This is a genomic window from Acidovorax temperans (genome assembly GCF_006716905.1).
In the GTDB taxonomy this organism is placed as follows: domain Bacteria; phylum Pseudomonadota; class Gammaproteobacteria; order Burkholderiales; family Burkholderiaceae_C; genus Acidovorax; species Acidovorax temperans.
Map to the genome: position 1 here is coordinate 514,630 of NZ_VFPV01000002.1, position 16,641 is coordinate 531,270.

Sequence of the window (16,641 nt, forward strand, 5' to 3'; positions counted from 1 at the left end):
CCATGCACATGCGGAAACTCGAAGCCAAGGGCCGCCGGGCCCATCCATCCCGGACATACACAGAACGGATCGACCGGCGTCAGAGGGTTGCGCTGCCGGCAGACATGGGGTGGCGGGTTGGCATGCGCGTCTACTTCCACCTGACGAAGGACGGCGCAATCCAGATAGGAAAAGTGCCCACGCAGCTGTGGCAGGGGCGCTTGCTCTCAGCGCGGATTCAGGGGATCCACCGGCCCCTCGGAGGCCGCAAGGATCGCGCTGGGAAGGCCATCAGAGCGTTGCGTCCTTGAGCTTCTTCAGGGCTCGGGTCTTGATCTTGACCGATGCGGGCTTGGCAGGGAACCAGCGCTCTTCACCCGTGAACGGATCCTTGCCAAAACGCTTCTTCTTGGCAGGCACTTGCAGCAGGCCAATCTTGAGGAGACCGGGGAGGGTGAATTCGCCGGAACCCTTCTTGTGCACCGAGCCCAGGATCGCCGACTCCAGTGCAGCGAGCACGGCCTTGGCGGCCTTGGGCTCGACACCGGACTGCTCGACCAAGTGGGCGACCAGGGTGGTCTTGTTGAAAGCCGTCTTGATGGGTTTGACTGCTGCGACAGGCTTGGCTGCTGCCGCAGGCTTGACCGCTGCTGCGGGTTTGGTGGCAGCGGCCTTCTTGGCGGCGGGGGCCGACTTCGTGGACTTCTTGGCAGGAGCGGGGGCTTTCTTTGCGGTGGCCATGGTGGGTCTCGTGATAAATGGGTTGGATGTTTGCTGACGGAAGAATCCAGACAGACGAATCAATTCTAGGAGCAGGGCCTCGCCGATGCATGCGCAGCCGCCACAACGAGGCTCCCATACACTTTCATCTTTCAAATGCACGCTACGCCATTGCAAGCGTGGCGATCGTTATCGGGAGTCTTCATGTCCATAAGCCCAAAGACATTGCTACTACTTCAAAAGGCGGGTGAAAACCTGTACGCAGCGCGCAATGCGCTGGCCCAGGACGTACAGCAACACGCCAGTCGCGTGGTCCATATGGTTGCCAGCGAACCCTTCGGCAATGATGCTGATCGCGCCTACGCACAGCTCGCAGCATTGCACGGATGGCACACGAGCTGCAGGCGATGGAAGAACAGCTCAAGACCCTGTACGGGTCCGCCATGGAGCTCGCAGCAGCCGAACCCCCGGTGCTGGTGGACTTGTCCGATCGCAGTCCACGCGCACGTGTGCAGCCCAGCGCCCTGGGCGTTGAAGAAGCACAGGACGTGCAGATCAAGCCAGTGCAGCCCAAACAACCGCTGCGAAAGAAGGCGACAGCGAGCGTGACGGCGGAACCTGCTCGCCCACGTCAGCGTCTGAGCGCCAATGACCAAAAGGTCCTGGCCTATCTCAAACAAGTCCTGGATCGACGCAGCTGGAAGCCTCTGACGCAAGTGGCCATTGCTGACGGAGCAGGGATACCCAAAGGCTCAGTGGGCCTGGCATTGCGCAGGGTCATTGATGCAGGGATGGTTCGTGAGGGGCAAAAGGGGAACTACCGGCTGGGCTAGCAGCAGTTCAGTGAAGAGCTTCGATCCTTGGCCATCACAGGCGCAGCAAACTGCGCTCAGGAATGTTCTTTCTTGGCCCCGGGCTCGCATGCCTTGAGCCATTTGGAAGAGAAATAGCCGAGCAGCATCACGATGTTGAAAATCATCAGGCCGATGACGATGGGATCGGAGAGGGCTGTCATGGCGGGTTTGTAGCGCTGTATTGGTAGTGGGTCAAGGTGGTCATGAGGTTGCCCCTGAAAAGTGGAGCTCTTATTGATCCGGCCCCTGTGAAATTGCATCAAGCCGCATAGCGCACCGGCCCGTGCTCAAAGTACTTGCGTGCGCTCGGGCCGACGCTGCACGCTGCGCAAGTGCTTTGCGGTGGCCTTCACCAATTGCAGCTTCGTGCGCGCCGGGGCCAGCTTGGTCACCGCTTGCTTGATGTCTGCATTGGCCATCTCATCGGGGTTCAACTCCGGGCTGTAGCTGGGCAGGTAGAGCACCTCGATGGCGTCGGCGTGCTCTGCCAGCCACGCCTTGACCTGCTTAGCGTGATGCATCCGCAGGTTGTCCAGAATCAGAGTTGCCCAAGATGTCATGCAGCGCCTCAATCTCAGCTTTGCGCCGGTGATTTCCAGCCTCGATGCATTGGGTGTCATGAACCAGGTTTTTCCAGTGCTTCAAGCTCCCGCCGCATCACCAGAGGCAAGCGCGCTCGACCACACGGTCAGCCTGGGACTGTGTCACCCCCGGGCCCAGGGTGCCGAACATCGCCCCCCAGTTGTTCGTCCCGCCACCCAGACGGGTTTTCATGAAGATGTCGATGACCTCGGGCGTTGAGTGCCTCAGAAGTTCTGCACCTTGCAGCGCACGGGCAATCCCCTCGGTGGCCGGGCGAGCAAAGAATTCTTCATGCTGCATCTCGTCAAGCAGTGGGCCCAGCGCCGTGACGTAGGCAAACGTTCAATGAGGCTTTGGCGATTCATGATTCAGCGGTGAAGCCAATGGCTTTAACGATGGGGCCCCAGCGGTCATGGTCGCTCTTGAGTCGGGCAGCCAGTTCTGCAGGAGTGGAGGAGGTTGCCTGCAACCCCATTGCGGCCAAGCCCTCCACAACTTCGGTACTGGCCAACGCTGGACGAAGTGCAGCATTGGCACGCTGCACCGTCTCTGCAGAAGCGCCGGCAGGCAGAAACATTCCAAACCATTCGGTGAAGCTCATGTTCTTGAGGCCTTGTTCGGTCAGTGTGGACACACCGGAAACGAACTGGCTGCGCGTAGCCCCGCTCGTTGCCAAAACACGGCACTTGCCGGCAGCAAGGTGCGGCAAAAAGTCACCGATGGGTCCACATACCGCTGGAAGTTGTCCACCCACCATATCGAGGATGGCCGGCTGTGTTCCTCGATAGGGGATATGCGTCATTTCGAGTTCCAGTTGGCGTCCAATAAGAACTCCAATAAAGTGCGGCACAGAACCGGCAGCTGGTGAGCCATACGAACCATTCGCGTTTGCCTTCGCCCAGGCAACGTACTGAGGCACAGTGGTCACGGATGCCGGAACCGCGGGTCCAACAGCGAAGCCAAAGTCGAACACGCATGCTACCGATACAGGAGTGACATCCTTGAGGGGGTCATACGGCAGCTTCTTGTAGATATGAGGATAAATACCCAGCATCGACATTGGTGTTTGCAGGATTGCAGAACCATCTGGTGGGAGAGATTTCATCGCTTGAATGGCGATCTGACCACCGGCGCCAGTGCGGTTCTCAACGATCACCGACTTGGCGTAGCCGCCGGTCATCCGTGCAGCCAAGCGGCGGCACAGTGTGTCAGAGGTGCCCCCGGCTGAGAATCCCGTGATCAGCCTTGCCATTTCGAGCTGACCGCCTTGAGCCCAGAGGTTGGGAGACGCGGCTGCGGCCGCGAGGGCAGTTGCAGTCTTCAGAAAATCCCTACGCTGCGATTGAGGGAATGTATCCCGTGAGATGAGATTCGACATGTGGTCTCCTTGGTTGCTTGGCGTGCCGACTGCAGAGTGCAATGCAGTGGAGCCGCGATTCTGGGAGAGAATTATTGATTAGAAATCAAACCTCTTGAAATTAATTATTTTGTCACCAGATAATCCTCATGGAAATGATCGACATGAGGAAACTCACACCTGAGGCGCGGCAAGAGCGGCGCCGTCAGGTGATCAAGCTGCGCCGCTCGGGCTGGACCTACGAGGCCATCGCGACCGATCTGGGCCTGTCGCGCACCGGGGTGTTTGACATCTGCAAGCGCTACGAAGAGGGTGGTGCCAAGGCCCTGACAGATAAGCCATGCGGGCGTCCCGTTGGGGTGCTACGTGCACTGTGCGAGGAGCAAGAACGCGACATTCGCCGCCTGGTCATTGACCACACCCCGGATCAGCTGAAGATGGACTTCGCGCTGTGGACACGCCAGGCGGTACGACTGCTCATTGAACAGCGCTGCGGTGTCCGCCTGACGCTGCAAGGTGTCGGTCTGTACCTGCGCCGTTGGGGCTTCACACCACAAAAGCCCATCCAGCGTGCCTACGAGCAACAACCACAGGCCGTACGTCACTGGCTCGATGAGCAATACCCCGCCATCGAGCAAAGGGCCAAGGCCGAAGGAGCTGAGATTCACTGGGCAGACGAGACCGGTCTGCGCTCAGATGATGTGCGGGGCCGCTCTTACGCCCCGATAGGCCAGACGCTAGAGATTCGGGTCAACCAGCGCAGAGAAGGCCTGTCCATCATCTCCAGCGTGACCAACCGGGGCAAGGTTCGCTTCAAGAGCTTTGAGGGGGGCATGAATGCGGCCATCCTGATCGACTTCATGAAGCGTCTGGTGCAGGAGGCCAGGAAAGAGAACGGAGCCAAAGTGTTCCTGATATTGGACAACCTGAAAGTGCACCACGCCAAGTCTGTGAAGGCGTGGCTGGAGCAAAACAAGGCGCATATCGAGGTGTTCTACCTGCCCAGCTACAGCCCCGAGTTGAACCCCGATGAGATGCTCAATGCGAACCTGAAGGCGGCCGTCACAAGCAAAGCGCCCAACCGGCGCAAGGGGCAACTCAAGCAAGCGGCGATCGGGCACCTGCGCCACCTGCAAAAAACACCTGCCAAGGTCAAACAGTTCTTCCAGAAGAACAGTGTCAAATATGCGGCTTGATTTGTTTTGTCAAGTTGTTTGGTTTCTTTTCAATAAAGTGCGTGTGATCACATTTTTTGAAAGACTTTGAAGGGCGCCTTCAAAGTACGCCCATGCACATCACCTTCCGTCAAGTCGAAGCGTTCCTTGCAGTCGCGGATACCGGTAGCTTTACTCGTGCCGCAGAGCTCTTGCATCTCTCGCCGTCAGCGGTGACACGGGCCGTGGCGATCTTCGACCCCGTGCTGCCGCTACAACCCGCTACCGGGGCGACGCCATGAAACTCGCGACCTTGCGCAACGGCCAGCGCGATGGCCGCCTGGTGGTCGTGTCGGACGACGCGCGCCGCTGCATCGACGCCTGCCCCGTGGCCCCCACGCTGCTCGATGCACTGGAGCGCTGGAGCGTGGTGGAGCCCGCGCTGCACGACTTGGCCCGCACCGTGAGCGCGCCCGCCGCTCTGGGCGCCATGCCCTTTGATGCGCGCCAGTGTTTGGCCCCGCTGCCACGCACCTGGCAGTGGCTGGACGGCTCGGCGTTTCTGAACCACGGCCACCTCATGGAACGCGCCTTCAAGGTGCCGCCCGTTGCCGATTTCGACACCATCCCGCTCATGTACCAGGGCGCGGCCGACGACTTTTTGGGCCCGCACGACGAAGTGCCCCTGCCGTCCGAGGTCGACCAGATCGACTTTGAGGGCGAGTTTGGCGTGGTGCTCAGCGAAACCCCCCCTGGGCGTCACCGCTGAAGAGGCGCTGCAGCATGTGCGCCTCATCGTGCTCATCAACGACTGGAGCCTGCGAGCCTTCGGCCCGCACGAGGCCAAAAGCGGCTTCGGCTTTGTGCAGGCCAAGCCCTCCACCGCATTCGCGCCCATCGCCATCACGCCCGACGAACTGGGCGCAGCGTGGAACGGCGGCCGTGTGCACCTGTGGCTGCAGACGCAGCGCAACGGCGAATGGTTTGGCCACCCGCACGGCGGCGCCATGCACTTTGACTTCGGCCAGTTGATCGCCCATGCAGCGCGCACGCGCAGGCTGTCGGCAGGCACCCTGATTGGCTCGGGCACCGTGTCGAATGCGGATGTGGCCGTGGGCTCGCCCTGCATCGCCGAGCGCCGCATGGTCGAGGCGCTGGCCGACGGCGCGCCGCACACACCGTTTCTGCGCTTTGGCGAGCGGGTGCGCATGGTGGCGCTGGACGGGCAGGGCCAGCCCGCGCCGTTTGGCGCCATTGACCAAGAGGTGAAATACTCTCTTCCTTCGGGAAAACAATGAGCCAGATTGCCCGGCTAAATTGCCGCGCGGACCTGTGGGTCTATTTTGGACTGATAGACAGAAGCAATTGTTCGGCCGTGCTTCTGAAACGCACTATGACCGGGTTGTCATTGCATCGGTGAAAGGCCAACGCGATGCCTATTCGGGCATCCTTGGGCAGATCCGCGATGGGCTTGAAAATAGCACCTGATGAGCGCTGGCAGGTGCTGGAACTCATTGAGCGCCTGCCCGCAGCGGTTCACTTCGTCGAGCTGCCCCTGTGCGTAGCCCAGATCCTGGGCGACGTTGACGCGGCTGAGATCGTTCAGCTCTTGACGCAACAGGACTTCATCCTCACGCCGCGCGGGCGGATGGAAGACGTCAGCAGCCGAGCGGCCAAACGCAGGGCAACCTCCAAGAAGGGAGCCTCCCGTGCGTAATCACCGAGCCCGACAAGGGACCCAGGACATGTTTGGACACCCCCAGAGTCAGCATGCCGCGCAGATCCACGCCGAAGAGCGCGCCCAGTTGCTCAAGCAACTACCGCCGCTATCCAACCAGGCACTGGTGCCATTCGTCAGTGCAGTCGTTGCATCCGATGAACTGGTCTCCGCTTACCTGATGCCCTTGCGTTCTGCACCCCAAGACAAGGACGAAGGAGGCCCGACGGCGTTGTCTCAGTGTCTGGCAGCCATGGAGCGTGCCCGCCGTTGCCGGACCCTGGTTCTCAAATCCAGCTGGGAGCCTGTGGCGGTGGCGCTGTTGGTCAACCCCTGTGGCTACTACCTCTGCCTGCGCGAGCTCATGCTGGGGCGGAAGATCGAATCACCGTTGGACATGTACCAGCGGATCAGCCGGGTCCGGGAGAAGGTACTGAGTCAACCCTTGCAGGCGCTGCGTGATAGCGACGCGCAGACCGGACGCTATCTCGCCTGCCTCCTGGGGCTGGGCTCCTATGAAGGTCTGGACGTCCGGCGGGCCGTCGAGATGCAGAGGGCGGTGTACCGCGAGACGCTGTGGATGAGCTGACTCACTGGCATGGACATGAAAGGAATCTCCGATGCACTGGGTCACCCATCTGACGCTTTTGGCGCTGACCGCAGCCAACACGTATCTCATCTTCCATCGGGGTTGGGATCCGATGGATGCCTGGCTCTTCGTGGCGGGCGCGGCGATAGCGCTCCTGCTCACATTGCTCCTGCACCTGCTCCTGCTGGTCAAGCCCGAGGAGCGCATCCCGATCCTGCGCGAAATGGTCGAGGCGGCTAAAGCCGATCTGGTCGCCGTGCTCATCAGCCATGTGGATGTCAGCACGGAGGCGGGGGAGAACATCAACACGGATGTGGCCAGTACCAATGCGGAAATTGGAGCAGGGCTGCAGACCCAGTACGAGCGTGCTCAGATACTGCTCGCCGAAAACCGAGCCATCTATCTTCGGATGGTCAACGAGCTCAGCAACAAGGGGCAGCTGGAACCGCCGCAGATCCGGGAGTGGCTGGGGCTGACGCAGCTACAGGCGCCCAATGATGCCCTGGAGCCGTTTGAGGCGAGACTGGGGGATTTCGAGCAACGAGTGGCGTAGCCTCCACAAAAAAGAAGCCAGGCGTTGACCTTCGTCGACGTCTTGCTTTGACGGTTGCAAGGGCCACATTGCAAGGACATGATGTGACTTCCATCGGATCTTTTTTGCTATCTTCTGCGGTCGAATTCAAGATGACTTCGCCGGACGGTTACCGTACAGTGATGAACTCTGCCGCAAGAGATGGAGGTCGGCTCGACGATGCGTATCCATTCTTTGCTCCAAAACCCAAGTCATAACTAACAGCACAAACTTCAGTCCTCATGAAAAAAAATACTTCCTTTCTCGGCCGTGCACTAGCAGTTATTGGATGCTTGGTCGTACTCTCTGGCTGTGCATCGATGTCGGCTACTAAGTCAGAGCCCATCGCAGACGGATCCAAAATCTTGATCATGCCTTCACGCGACGTTGTACAAGGGGGGAAAGCCCATGCGCAAGGAGCAGGAAGTGGCAAAAAGCTTCAAGTGGCAGTGCACCGCGAACTCAGTACCCTGTCTAAGTTCAAGGCGACACCCTTCGAAGCGGATGCAAAACTCAATCACTCCGCGAGCATCGTTAAATCAGACGCCCTAGAAGCGGGCAAGAGCGCTGCAGCCGATTACGTGCTCATCCTGGACCTCGGTGAATTCAGAAACGCTGCGCCAATGACTTTTCGATCTGACTTCGTGACACTCCAAAATGGTTCACTCTTCCGCGTGAGTGACGGCAAGGAAGCGTGGGTTTTGAATAGCCCGATCGTCTTGGAAAAATCCAACTTAGGAGATCATTTGATTTTGATTGACAACCTCGCCAAATTGGTGGCCGAGTCCATTCTTCGGTAGTAGCCCACGGTGGGCTGCAGCCGGTTTCATAGACACCTTGTTAAGGCGATGCCATACGCCGTCGCTGTGCCAATCGCGCAGCCTGCGCCAGCACGTCATGTCGCTACCGAAGCCCAATTCTTGCGGCAGGTCTTCCCAAGGGATGCCGGTGCGAAGCACGAAGAGGATTCCATTGAGTGCGAGTTCGTCTTCCAGTCGAGGCCGCCCACCCTTGTGTGACGGCTTGACCTCTGGCAGTAGCGGCTTGAGCTTCTTCCACAGCGCTGCGCTGATTTCTTTATCTCTTCTCACGCTACGCCAAACGCGCAACTCCAGTCAGGCGATGACAAGGTTTTGTTAGCCGCTCTAAGAGCGGCTAACAAAAGCCTGTCATCGTCGAATGCACGTTGTGCGTTTGACGCGGCATGGGAAAAAACAGAAACAAAGAAATCAGCGCAGCGTTGTACAAAAGAATTGCGCCTTTGCTGCCCTTAGTCGAACCTTCGCCCAAGGGCGGCAGACCCAGGCTGAGTGATGAGCAAGCCTTGAATGGCATCCTGTTTGTGCTGCGCACGGGTACACCTTGGGAGCATCTGCCACAGGAATTGGGCTTTGGCAGCGGCATGACCTGCTGGAGGCGGCTGCGTGACTGGCAGAGCGCAGGTGTATGGCACCGTCTGCATATGGCATTGCTGACTGAACTGCGCAGCGCCGGTAAGCTGGACTTCAGCCGCGCCTGTATAGATGGAGCCAGCGTGCCCAGCCCCCGGGGGGCCCGCACACAGGGCCCAACCCGACGGACCGGGGCAAACTCGGCAGCAAACGCCATCTGATCACGGACCGACAGGGCATCCCGCTGATGTTTTGCGTCACCGGAGCCAATCGCCATGATTCGATGGTCTTCGAGGCATTGGTGGATGCCCTGCCTGCCGTGGGTGGCAAGCCAGGCAGGCCGCGTCGCTGGCCCGGTAAGCTGCATGCGGACAAGGGTTATGACTTCGCCCGGTGCCGTGCTCACCTCAAGCGCCGCGGTATTCAGGACCGTATCGCCCGCAGGGGCATCGAGCGCAATGACCGGCTCGGACGCTATCGGTGGGTAGTCGAACGCACCCATTCCTGGCTGGCAGCCTTCGGCAAGCTGCGTACCCGCTTCGAGCGCCGCATCGACATTCATACGGCTCTGCTTTCTCTGGCTTGTTGCGTCATCTGCGTCCGAAGGCTTTTGCCGTTTTGTTAGCCGCTCTAAGTTCCATTGAGTACCGGGTGAGCCTTGGGCGTGTGGGATAAAACCAGTCCAGATTTTTTTCTGCGCCCCCGACGGACCGTTTTCGGTCGGCGGCAACCGGCCTGGCTGACGGATATATTTGAGATAATCAATGGCGTGTAACAAAAGGTGTTTGTACATGCCTTGCATAAAATCGTTTCTAGGGGGGTGAGTGTGGCGTTGTCGGTTCGGGGCTGGGCTGCGATAGCACCTGGGCTACAAAATCAAGAGCAATGGCTACAGTGGGCTAAGGCGCCGGTGTGCCCGGTGGGCGCTACCGCGGTTGAGCTGCCACACATACCCGCCATGACGCGACGCCGATTGGGTCATCTAGCGAAGATGGCGGTAGCCGTGGTCGACAGTGTATTGCCGCCAAGCGAGGGGCTAGACATCCCCGTGGTTTGGGCCTCGCGTTATGGAGAGGCTGATAAGGCGCTGGCTCTGCTCCGCTTGCAGTCTCTGAATGAGCCCCTGTCGCCTACTGCGTTCGGCCTGTCAGTGCACAACGCCGTCGGTGCCCAGCATTCGATTTTGCGCGGGATGCGCTCAAACGCAGTCTGTGTCGCGTCTTCGCATTGCGTGCCCGAGGCCGGCGTAGTAGAGGCCATGGCCCTGTTGCAAGACGCGGGGGCCGCTGACGAAGTGCTGTTAGTTTGCTACGACGACCCGCTGCCGCCCGACTACGCGTCGTTCCACGATGAGCCTGTAGCCGAATACGCCTGGGCTTTGCGACTTGCACGCATGAAGCCTGGTGAGGCGGGGTTTACGCTGCACGCGGTGGATATGGTGGGCCGGCCTGACGAGCGTGGCGAAGCTGCAGCTTTGCCTCATGGGCTCGACGTACTGCATTTTCTGTTGCAAGGCGACCGCAAAAACCTAGTGCATAGGCATGAATCGGGTCAATGGAAGTGGGAGCGTGTGCATGCGTGAAGCGATCAATCGCGTCTGGCGCATCGTGGCCACGGGTTTCTGTTTTTCCGTGTTCGGTCTGGGTGGCATCGTGCTGGGCATCGTCGTGTGCCCCGTGGCCATGCTCTTCGTACGCGGGGCTGTGCGCCAGAAGCAGCTGTGCCAGACCATCATTCACCACAGTTTTCGTTGCTTCGTGGGGCTCATGAAGTTCGTGGGCGTGATCTCCTACGAGGTGCATGGACGCGAAAGCCTACAGCGCCGGGGCCTTCTGATCCTGGCTAACCACCCCTCGCTGATTGACGTGGTGTTCCTGATCTCCTTCGTGCGCAATGCGGACTGCATCGTCAAGGAGGCGCTGGCGCGCAACCCGTTCACGCGCGGTCCGATCAGGGCCGCGGGCTTCGTTACCAATGGCGACGGCGCGGGCCTGTTGGAGGACTGTGTGCGCTCGCTCCTGGATGGCAACAACCTCATCATCTTCCCCGAAGGCACGCGCACGCCGCTGCACGGCAAGGTTAAGCTGCAGCGCGGCGCGGCCCATGTAGCTGTGAAAGGGCGCATCGACATCACACCCGTGCACATTCACTGCAGCCTGCCCATGCTGACCAAGGGAACGCCGTGGTGGAAGGTACCCGTGAGCAAGCCGCACTTCACCATCGAGGTGCGACCCGATATCGCGGTGGAACAATTCTGTGACTCGGCTGCCAGCGATTCCCTGGCTGTGCGCCATGTGACCGAGCACCTGTCCGAACAACTTTTCAAGGGACCTGCCTGTGCTTCAACTTGAGCAAGAAATCAAGGAAATAATCATCTCCAGCCTGGCGCTCGAAGACATCGCGCCCGAAGACATCGACCCCGCAGCGCCGCTGTTCGTCGAGGGGCTGGGCCTCGACTCCATCGACGCGCTGGAGCTCGGCTTGGCCCTGCAAAAGCGCTACGGCCTGAGCATGTCGGCCGACTCGGAGCAGACGCGCAAGCACTTTGGCAGCGTGCAGGCGCTAGTCGCCTTCGTGGCCGCCAGCCGTACGCACTGACAGACGAAGCGAGTGGCATTCACGGAAAATTCGACATGAACAAAGAAGCCATCTACGAACGCATCGCCGCGATCCTGCAGGAGACGTTCGAAATCGACGCCGACCGTATCACGCCAGAGGCCCACCTGTACGACGACCTGGACATCGACAGCATCGATGCGGTGGACCTGATCGTGCAGCTCAAACCCTGGGTGGGAAAGCGCCTGAACGCCGACGCCTTCAAGTCAGTGCGCACGGTACAGGACGTGGTCGACGCCCTGCACAGCCTGGTGAACGACGCCGCTTCCCCGGCCTGAGCGCGCAGCCTGGCGGCCGGCCATCATCATGCACAAGCTTGTGGCCGCCGTGCTGGTGGTGCTGACGGTGCTGTACCCGCTGGGCGTGTACCTAGCTACCAAAAGGAGGCCCCCCGGCTCTGCCGGGGAGGCAGTAGAAGTTTGACTTTTCAGGAGGTTGTCCACCGTAGAGACTTTCAATCGTGAGCCGCCAAGCAAACGAAAGGAAGAAACACGATGGACAAGTATGAAAGTTTGAGTCACACGGCCTGGGATTGCAAATATCACGTGGTCTTCATCCCCAAGTGTCGAAGGCGAACGCTGTACAAGCAGCTACGCGAACACCTGGGTGAGGTATTCAGAAAGTTGGCCGCGCAAAAGGAATGCAGGGTTGAAGAGGGGCATCTGATGCCCGATCACGTGCACATGATGCTGTCGATCCCACCGAAGTACTCGGTGTCGCAGGTGGTGGGCTTTATCAAAGGCAAGAGCGCAATCCACCTTGCGCGGGTGTACGGAGAGCGAAAGCGCAACTTCGTGGGTCAGCACTTCTGGGCGCGAGGGTACTTCGTCTCGACGGTGGGACGCGACGAAGCGGTGATACGGGAGTACATCCGAAACCAGGAGAAGGAAGACGAGAGGTTGGACCAACTCGGTCTATGGAGGTGAGTAGCCACCGATAGGTGGCCCCAAGAATGAGGGGCCGCGTTAGCGACCCCTTACAGCCGCTTTGAGCGGCTCACATCCCGAATGCCCCCGGCTTTGCCGGGGGATGGTTACCTATGGGCCGCGTGGCGCCGCAGTGGCTGGCCGTGCTGCTGGTGCTACTGGCCGTGCTGCGTGCCGTGGCCACACGCCAGCGCTACTGGTGGGCCGTGGCTTTGGGCGCGGCCGTGCTGGCGCTGGCCTCTTGGTGGCGCGCCGATGCCCTGGCCGTCAAGCTCTATCCGGTGCTGGTCAACGCCGTGCTGCTGGTGGTGTTCGCAGTGAGCCTGCGCTACCCGCCCACAGTGATCGAGCGCGTGGCCCGCATCACCCAGCCCGACCTGCCTGAGTCCGGCGTGCGTTACACGCGCAAGGTGACCGCCGCGTGGTGTGCGTTCTTCGTGGCCAACGGTGCTGCCGCGGGCTACACCGCCGCTAGGTGTAGCGATGCCACCTGGGCGCTGTACAACGGTCTTGTCGCCTATGTGCTTATGGGCTGCCTGATGGGCGGCGAGTGGCTGGTGCGCCAGTGGGTGCGCCGGCGCGGTGCGCTGACGCTGGGGCCACATTAGCGTGCTGAGCAGAGCCAACCGATTTTTTCCCGTCCCTGTCCAACAACTCCAAGAATCAGGAATCGAGTAAGTGAACACATTTACAGCCTTGTCCGAGGTGGCCCTGCCGCAGGCGCGTGCCGTAGGGCACGAGGTCGCGGCCTCTGCGGGCAGCCCGGTGCGGCACGCGGATTGGGTGCTGTCCGTTAAGGGCTGGTGCGCCGCCTTCCAGCAGGTGCCGGGCGCCGAGGTGGGCCTGTATTTCGAGGAGCCGCTGCAGTTTGCCGCCGCCCTCTGGGGGGCCTGGCATGCGGGCAAGACCCCGGTGCTGGCCAGCGACCTGCAGCCCCATACCCTGGCGCAACTGCTGCCCCAGGTGCAGGCCTGTGCGGGCCAGTTGCCGGATGCCATCGTGCCCAATGCAACTGGAGCTGCGGCGGTGCAGCTGCAACCGCTTTCGCTGAGTGCGGCGCAGGTGGTGCTGTTCACCTCGGGCTCCACGGGTGTGCCCGAACGCATCGTCAAACACCTTTCGCAGCTCGATGCCGAAGTGCATGCGCTGCAGACGGTGTTTGCCCCCGTGGCAGATGCGCCCGGCCTGCGCACCCTTGCCACCGTGTCGCACCAGCACATCTACGGCCTGCTGTTCCGCGTGCTGTGGCCGCTGGCCGCCGGGCGGCTGTTGGGCACCGGGTTTGCGCGCTACCCCGAGGAGCTGGTGGCCCAACTGTCCCAGCCCGGCCCCACGCTGCTCATTTCCAGCCCCTCCATGCTCAGCCGCCTGCCCGATCAACTCGACTGGGCTGCCGCCCGCCAGGGCCTGCGCGGCATCTTCTCGTCGGGCGGTCCGCTGCCGCCCGAGGCCTCGGCCCATGCGCTGGCCTTGCTCGGCCATTCCACCACCGAAGTCTTCGGCAGCTCGGAAACCGGCGGCATCGCCTGGCGCCGCCGGGCCGAGCAGGGCGATGCCTGGCAGCCCCTACCGGGCGTGCAGGTGTGCCTGGCCGACAGCGGCTGCCTGTCGGTACGTTCAGGCCACCTGCCCGATGCCGATGCCTGGTGGGAGACAGCCGACCGCGCCCTGCCGCAGGAGGGGGGCGCCGGCTTCATGCTGCAGGGCCGGGCCGACCGCATCGCCAAGATCGCCGAAAAGCGCATCTCCCTCACCGCCATGGAAAACGCGTTGCTGGCCAGCGACCGGGTGGCCGCTGCCCGGGCCGTGGTGCTCGAAGCGCCGCCCGCCGCCGCGCGCGTGGGCATGGTGCTGGAGCTCACCGAGGCCGGCTGGCAGGCCCTGCAGCAGCAGGGCCGCAAGCCCATGGGCGACGCGCTGCGCGCCCTGCTGGCGCCCGTGGTGGACCGCGTGGCCCTTCCGCGCAGCTGGCGCTACGTGGCCCGTCTGCCGCAGAACTCGCAAGGCAAGACCACGCAGCACGATCTGCTGGCGCTGTTCCGCCCGCTCATGCCCCAGCCTGAATGGACCGAGCGCAGCGCGCACCAGGCCACGGCCAGCCTGCTGGTCGACCCCGGGCTGCGCGTGCTCGACGGCCACTTCCCTGGCGCGCCCATCGTGCCCGGCGTAGCACAGTTGCACTGGGTGGTCGCCTTGGGGCAGCAGGCCTTCGGCATTCCGGCGGCGTTCCTGCGCGCCGAGGTGGTCAAGTTTCAGCAGCGCATCCTGCCCGGCGATCGGGTCCAGGTGCAGCTGCAGTGGGTGCCCGACAAGGGCCAGCTGCAGTTTGCGCTGACCTCCAGTCGCGGGCCGCATGCCAGCGGGCGACTGTTGCAGGGGGAGGGGGTCGCATGAGTACCGCCATGCCGTTCAGTCCCGTCGCCATCATCCCGGTCTACAACCACCCGACGACCATCGGCGCCATGGTGCAGGGCGTGCTTGCCGCGGGCCTGCACTGCATTCTGGTGGACGACGGCTCCGAGCCCGGCTGCGCCGCCGTGCTCGATGCCCTGGCGCAGCAGCATGGCGCAGCGGTCACGCTGCTGCGCCTGCCGCAGAACCAGGGCAAGGGCGGCGCCGTGATGACCGGCATGCGCCATGCGCTGGCCGCGGGCCACAGCCACGCGCTGCAGATCGACGCCGACGGCCAGCACGCCGTGGCCGACATCCCGGCCTTCATCGCGCTCGCCCGGGCCCGGCCCGGGGCCATGGTCTGCGGCGCGCCCCGCTACGACGCTAGCGTGCCCAAAGCGCGCCTGTACGGCCGCTATGCCACCCATGTGTGGGTGTGGATCAACACCTTGTCGCTGGATATCGAAGACTCGATGTGCGGCTTTCGTGTCTACCCGCTGCGCCATGCCATCGGTGTGATGGACGGCGCACGCATCGGCAAGCACATGGAGTTCGACACCGAGATCCTTGTGCGCATGCACTGGAAGGGCGTGCCCTTCATCACCCAGCGCACGGCCGTCACCTACCCTCAGGACGGGCTGTCGCACTTTCGCGTGTGGCGCGACAACGTGCTCATCTCGGGCATGCACACGCGCCTGTTCGGTGGCATGCTGCTGCGTAGCCCCGTGCTGCTGGCGCGCAAGCTCGTGGGCCAGCGCGGGGCAGGGCAGGCGGTATGACGGCCCCGGCGCCCGAACCGCAGGCACAGGCTGCTGAAGCCGCATCCGCAGCCCCGCACTGGGCGCAGCTAGGCGAGAACACCTTTGTCGCCGGCATGTGGCTGCTCTACCAGGTGCACCGCTTCCTTGGGCGCTGGCCCTTTCTGCTGTGCCTGTACCCCGTGGTCGGCTACTACTGGCTGGTGAGCCCGGTGGCGCGCCGCGCCTCGCAGCAGTACCTGCAGCGCATGCAGTCCGCCCATGGCCTGTGGCCCGTCATGCCGGGCTGGCGCCAGAGCCAGCGCCACTTTCGCATGTTTGCCCAGGTGATCCTGGACAAGCTGCTCGCGCTCAGCGGGCGCTACCGCTTCGACAGCGTGGCCGTCACCGGGCGCGAAGCCCTGGATGCCCTGGCGCAGCGTGGCCAGGGTGCCGTGGTGGTCACCGCGCACATGGGCTGCATCGAGCTGTGCCGCGCCCTAGCCGAGCGGCGCGCGGGCCTGCGCCTGAACATCCTGGTGCACACTGCCCACGCCGAGCGCTTCAACCGCGTGCTGCAACGCCTGGCGCCCGACAGCGGCGTGAAGCTGCTGCAGGTGACCGATTTCAACGCCGCCACGGCCATGATGCTGGCCGAACGCGTGGCGCGCGGCGAGCTCATCGCCATTGCCGGCGACCGCGTGCCCGTGCGCGAAAGCCGCATCACGCATGCCCCGTTCCTTGGCCAGCAGGCACCGTTCCCCTGCGGGCCCTACATCCTGGCCTCGGTGCTCGAATGCCCGCTGTTCTTCATGGGCTGCGTGCACGAGGGAACCGGCTATGCCGTCGAGTTCGTGCCGCTGGCCGAGCGCGTGCTGTTGCCGCGCGCCCGACGCGACCAGGCCATGGCCGGGTACGCAACCCTGTTTGCGCAGCAGCTCGAACGCATGCTGCGCAAGGCACCGTACGACTGGTTCAACTTCTTCCCATTCTGGGACCAGGGCACGCCCGCGCGCTCTGGTCACACTGCATGATTCACCTTTCCGCCACCCCACCG

21 protein-coding genes and 3 pseudogenes are annotated in these 16,641 nt (G+C 62.3%); 18 read left to right on the forward strand and 6 right to left on the reverse strand.

Annotated elements, in window-relative coordinates; all coding sequences use genetic code 11:
- Window positions 1–270: 270 nt before the first annotated feature.
- Window positions 271–720, reverse strand: a complete 450-nt coding sequence (locus tag BDD18_RS10540; RefSeq protein WP_142083113.1) for an HU family DNA-binding protein — start codon at window positions 718–720, stop codon at window positions 271–273.
- Window positions 721–1,085: 365 nt separating this feature from the next.
- Here BDD18_RS10540 and BDD18_RS10545 point away from each other — a divergent pair, with 365 nt between their 5' ends.
- A complete protein-coding gene (locus tag BDD18_RS10545; protein ID WP_244939060.1) occupies window positions 1,086–1,532 on the forward strand; it encodes a hypothetical protein in 447 nt (148 codons plus the stop codon).
- A 56-nt stretch (window positions 1,533–1,588) separates the two neighbouring features.
- Here BDD18_RS10545 and BDD18_RS22750 read toward each other — a convergent pair whose 3' ends face one another.
- The 4 genes and pseudogenes from BDD18_RS22750 to BDD18_RS10560 form a co-directional block, all read right to left on the reverse strand.
- Window positions 1,589–1,714, reverse strand: coding sequence for a hypothetical protein (locus BDD18_RS22750; protein ID WP_273624413.1), 126 nt, complete (start codon window positions 1,712–1,714; stop codon window positions 1,589–1,591).
- 98 nt (window positions 1,715–1,812) lie between these two features.
- A pseudogene (locus BDD18_RS10550) lies at window positions 1,813–2,095 on the reverse strand (transposase); the annotation flags it as partial.
- A 115-nt stretch (window positions 2,096–2,210) separates the two neighbouring features.
- On the reverse strand, window positions 2,211–2,435 hold the full coding sequence (locus BDD18_RS10555; protein WP_211360743.1) for a hypothetical protein: 225 nt from the start codon (window positions 2,433–2,435) through the stop codon (window positions 2,211–2,213).
- A gap of 61 nt (window positions 2,436–2,496) precedes the next feature.
- Window positions 2,497–3,513 carry a Bug family tripartite tricarboxylate transporter substrate binding protein gene (locus BDD18_RS10560; RefSeq protein WP_142083114.1) on the reverse strand — a complete coding sequence of 339 codons (1,017 nt, stop codon included), beginning with the start codon at window positions 3,511–3,513 and terminating at the stop codon, window positions 2,497–2,499.
- 128 nt (window positions 3,514–3,641) lie between these two features.
- On the opposite strand from BDD18_RS10560, the gene BDD18_RS10565 reads away from it, so the two are divergent.
- The 7 genes and pseudogenes from BDD18_RS10565 (at window position 3,642) to BDD18_RS10600 (ending at window position 8,323) form a co-directional block, all read left to right on the forward strand.
- Complete coding sequence (locus BDD18_RS10565) at window positions 3,642–4,688, forward strand: IS630 family transposase (protein WP_142083116.1); 1,047 nt, start codon at window positions 3,642–3,644, stop codon at window positions 4,686–4,688.
- Between the two features lie 92 nt (window positions 4,689–4,780).
- Entirely contained in the window at window positions 4,781–4,948 is a 168-nt protein-coding gene (locus BDD18_RS10570) for a helix-turn-helix domain-containing protein (RefSeq protein WP_142083118.1), read from the forward strand.
- Window positions 4,945–5,944 (forward strand): annotated as a pseudogene (locus BDD18_RS10575) (fumarylacetoacetate hydrolase family protein). The gene BDD18_RS10570 and the pseudogene BDD18_RS10575 overlap by 4 nt, the downstream one beginning before the upstream one ends.
- A gap of 167 nt (window positions 5,945–6,111) precedes the next feature.
- Window positions 6,112–6,363 carry a hypothetical protein gene (locus BDD18_RS10580; RefSeq protein ID WP_244939061.1) on the forward strand — a complete coding sequence of 84 codons (252 nt, stop codon included), beginning with the start codon at window positions 6,112–6,114 and terminating at the stop codon, window positions 6,361–6,363.
- 28 nt (window positions 6,364–6,391) lie between these two features.
- Window positions 6,392–6,952 (forward strand): hypothetical protein, encoded by a 561-nt coding sequence (locus BDD18_RS10585; protein WP_142083120.1) that lies wholly within the window; start codon window positions 6,392–6,394, stop codon window positions 6,950–6,952.
- 31 nt (window positions 6,953–6,983) lie between these two features.
- Window positions 6,984–7,505: a hypothetical protein gene (locus tag BDD18_RS22485; RefSeq protein ID WP_244939062.1), complete on the forward strand. Its 522-nt coding sequence runs from the start codon at window positions 6,984–6,986 to the stop codon at window positions 7,503–7,505.
- Between the two features lie 389 nt (window positions 7,506–7,894).
- A complete protein-coding gene (locus BDD18_RS10600) occupies window positions 7,895–8,323 on the forward strand; it encodes a hypothetical protein (RefSeq protein ID WP_142083121.1) in 429 nt (142 codons plus the stop codon).
- A gap of 9 nt (window positions 8,324–8,332) precedes the next feature.
- On the opposite strand, the pseudogene BDD18_RS10605 reads toward BDD18_RS10600, so the two are convergent.
- Window positions 8,333–8,614, reverse strand: a pseudogene (locus tag BDD18_RS10605) (transposase); the annotation flags it as partial.
- Between the two features lie 113 nt (window positions 8,615–8,727).
- Between BDD18_RS10605 and BDD18_RS10610 the strand changes: the two are divergent.
- The 10 genes from BDD18_RS10610 to BDD18_RS10655 all read left to right on the forward strand — a co-directional run bounded on the left by BDD18_RS10610 (window position 8,728) and on the right by BDD18_RS10655 (window position 16,618).
- Window positions 8,728–9,539, forward strand: a protein-coding gene (locus BDD18_RS10610) for an IS5 family transposase (protein WP_142083123.1) whose coding sequence is annotated in 2 segments (ribosomal slippage) — window positions 8,728–9,058 and window positions 9,058–9,539 — 813 coding nt in all. Because the reading frame shifts where the segments join, the coding sequence is not laid out codon by codon here.
- A gap of 294 nt (window positions 9,540–9,833) precedes the next feature.
- The gene (locus tag BDD18_RS10615) at window positions 9,834–10,496 is read left to right on the forward strand and encodes a beta-ketoacyl synthase chain length factor (RefSeq protein WP_170207395.1); all 663 of its coding nucleotides are present in this window, start codon (window positions 9,834–9,836) and stop codon (window positions 10,494–10,496) included.
- A complete protein-coding gene (locus BDD18_RS10620) occupies window positions 10,489–11,265 on the forward strand; it encodes a lysophospholipid acyltransferase family protein (RefSeq protein ID WP_142083127.1) in 777 nt (258 codons plus the stop codon). Before BDD18_RS10615 ends, BDD18_RS10620 begins: the two co-directional genes overlap by 8 nt.
- Window positions 11,252–11,512 carry a phosphopantetheine-binding protein gene (locus tag BDD18_RS10625; protein WP_142083128.1) on the forward strand — a complete coding sequence of 87 codons (261 nt, stop codon included), beginning with the start codon at window positions 11,252–11,254 and terminating at the stop codon, window positions 11,510–11,512. Before BDD18_RS10620 ends, BDD18_RS10625 begins: the two co-directional genes overlap by 14 nt.
- A 35-nt stretch (window positions 11,513–11,547) precedes the next feature.
- Window positions 11,548–11,808, forward strand: a complete 261-nt coding sequence (locus tag BDD18_RS10630; RefSeq protein WP_142083130.1) for an acyl carrier protein — start codon at window positions 11,548–11,550, stop codon at window positions 11,806–11,808.
- A gap of 216 nt (window positions 11,809–12,024) precedes the next feature.
- Window positions 12,025–12,456 (forward strand): IS200/IS605 family transposase, encoded by a 432-nt coding sequence (gene tnpA / locus BDD18_RS10635; protein ID WP_026437438.1) that lies wholly within the window; start codon window positions 12,025–12,027, stop codon window positions 12,454–12,456.
- Window positions 12,457–12,569: 113 nt separating this feature from the next.
- Window positions 12,570–13,064, forward strand: a complete 495-nt coding sequence (locus BDD18_RS10640) for a COG4648 family protein (RefSeq protein ID WP_244939063.1) — start codon at window positions 12,570–12,572, stop codon at window positions 13,062–13,064.
- Window positions 13,065–13,134: 70 nt separating this feature from the next.
- Complete coding sequence (locus BDD18_RS10645; protein WP_142083133.1) at window positions 13,135–14,850, forward strand: ApeI family dehydratase; 1,716 nt, start codon at window positions 13,135–13,137, stop codon at window positions 14,848–14,850.
- Entirely contained in the window at window positions 14,847–15,626 is a 780-nt protein-coding gene (locus tag BDD18_RS10650; protein WP_142083135.1) for a glycosyltransferase family 2 protein, read from the forward strand. Before BDD18_RS10645 ends, BDD18_RS10650 begins: the two co-directional genes overlap by 4 nt.
- The gene (locus BDD18_RS10655; protein ID WP_142083137.1) at window positions 15,623–16,618 is read left to right on the forward strand and encodes an LpxL/LpxP family acyltransferase; all 996 of its coding nucleotides are present in this window, start codon (window positions 15,623–15,625) and stop codon (window positions 16,616–16,618) included. Before BDD18_RS10650 ends, BDD18_RS10655 begins: the two co-directional genes overlap by 4 nt.
- Window positions 16,619–16,641: the final 23 nt, after the last annotated feature.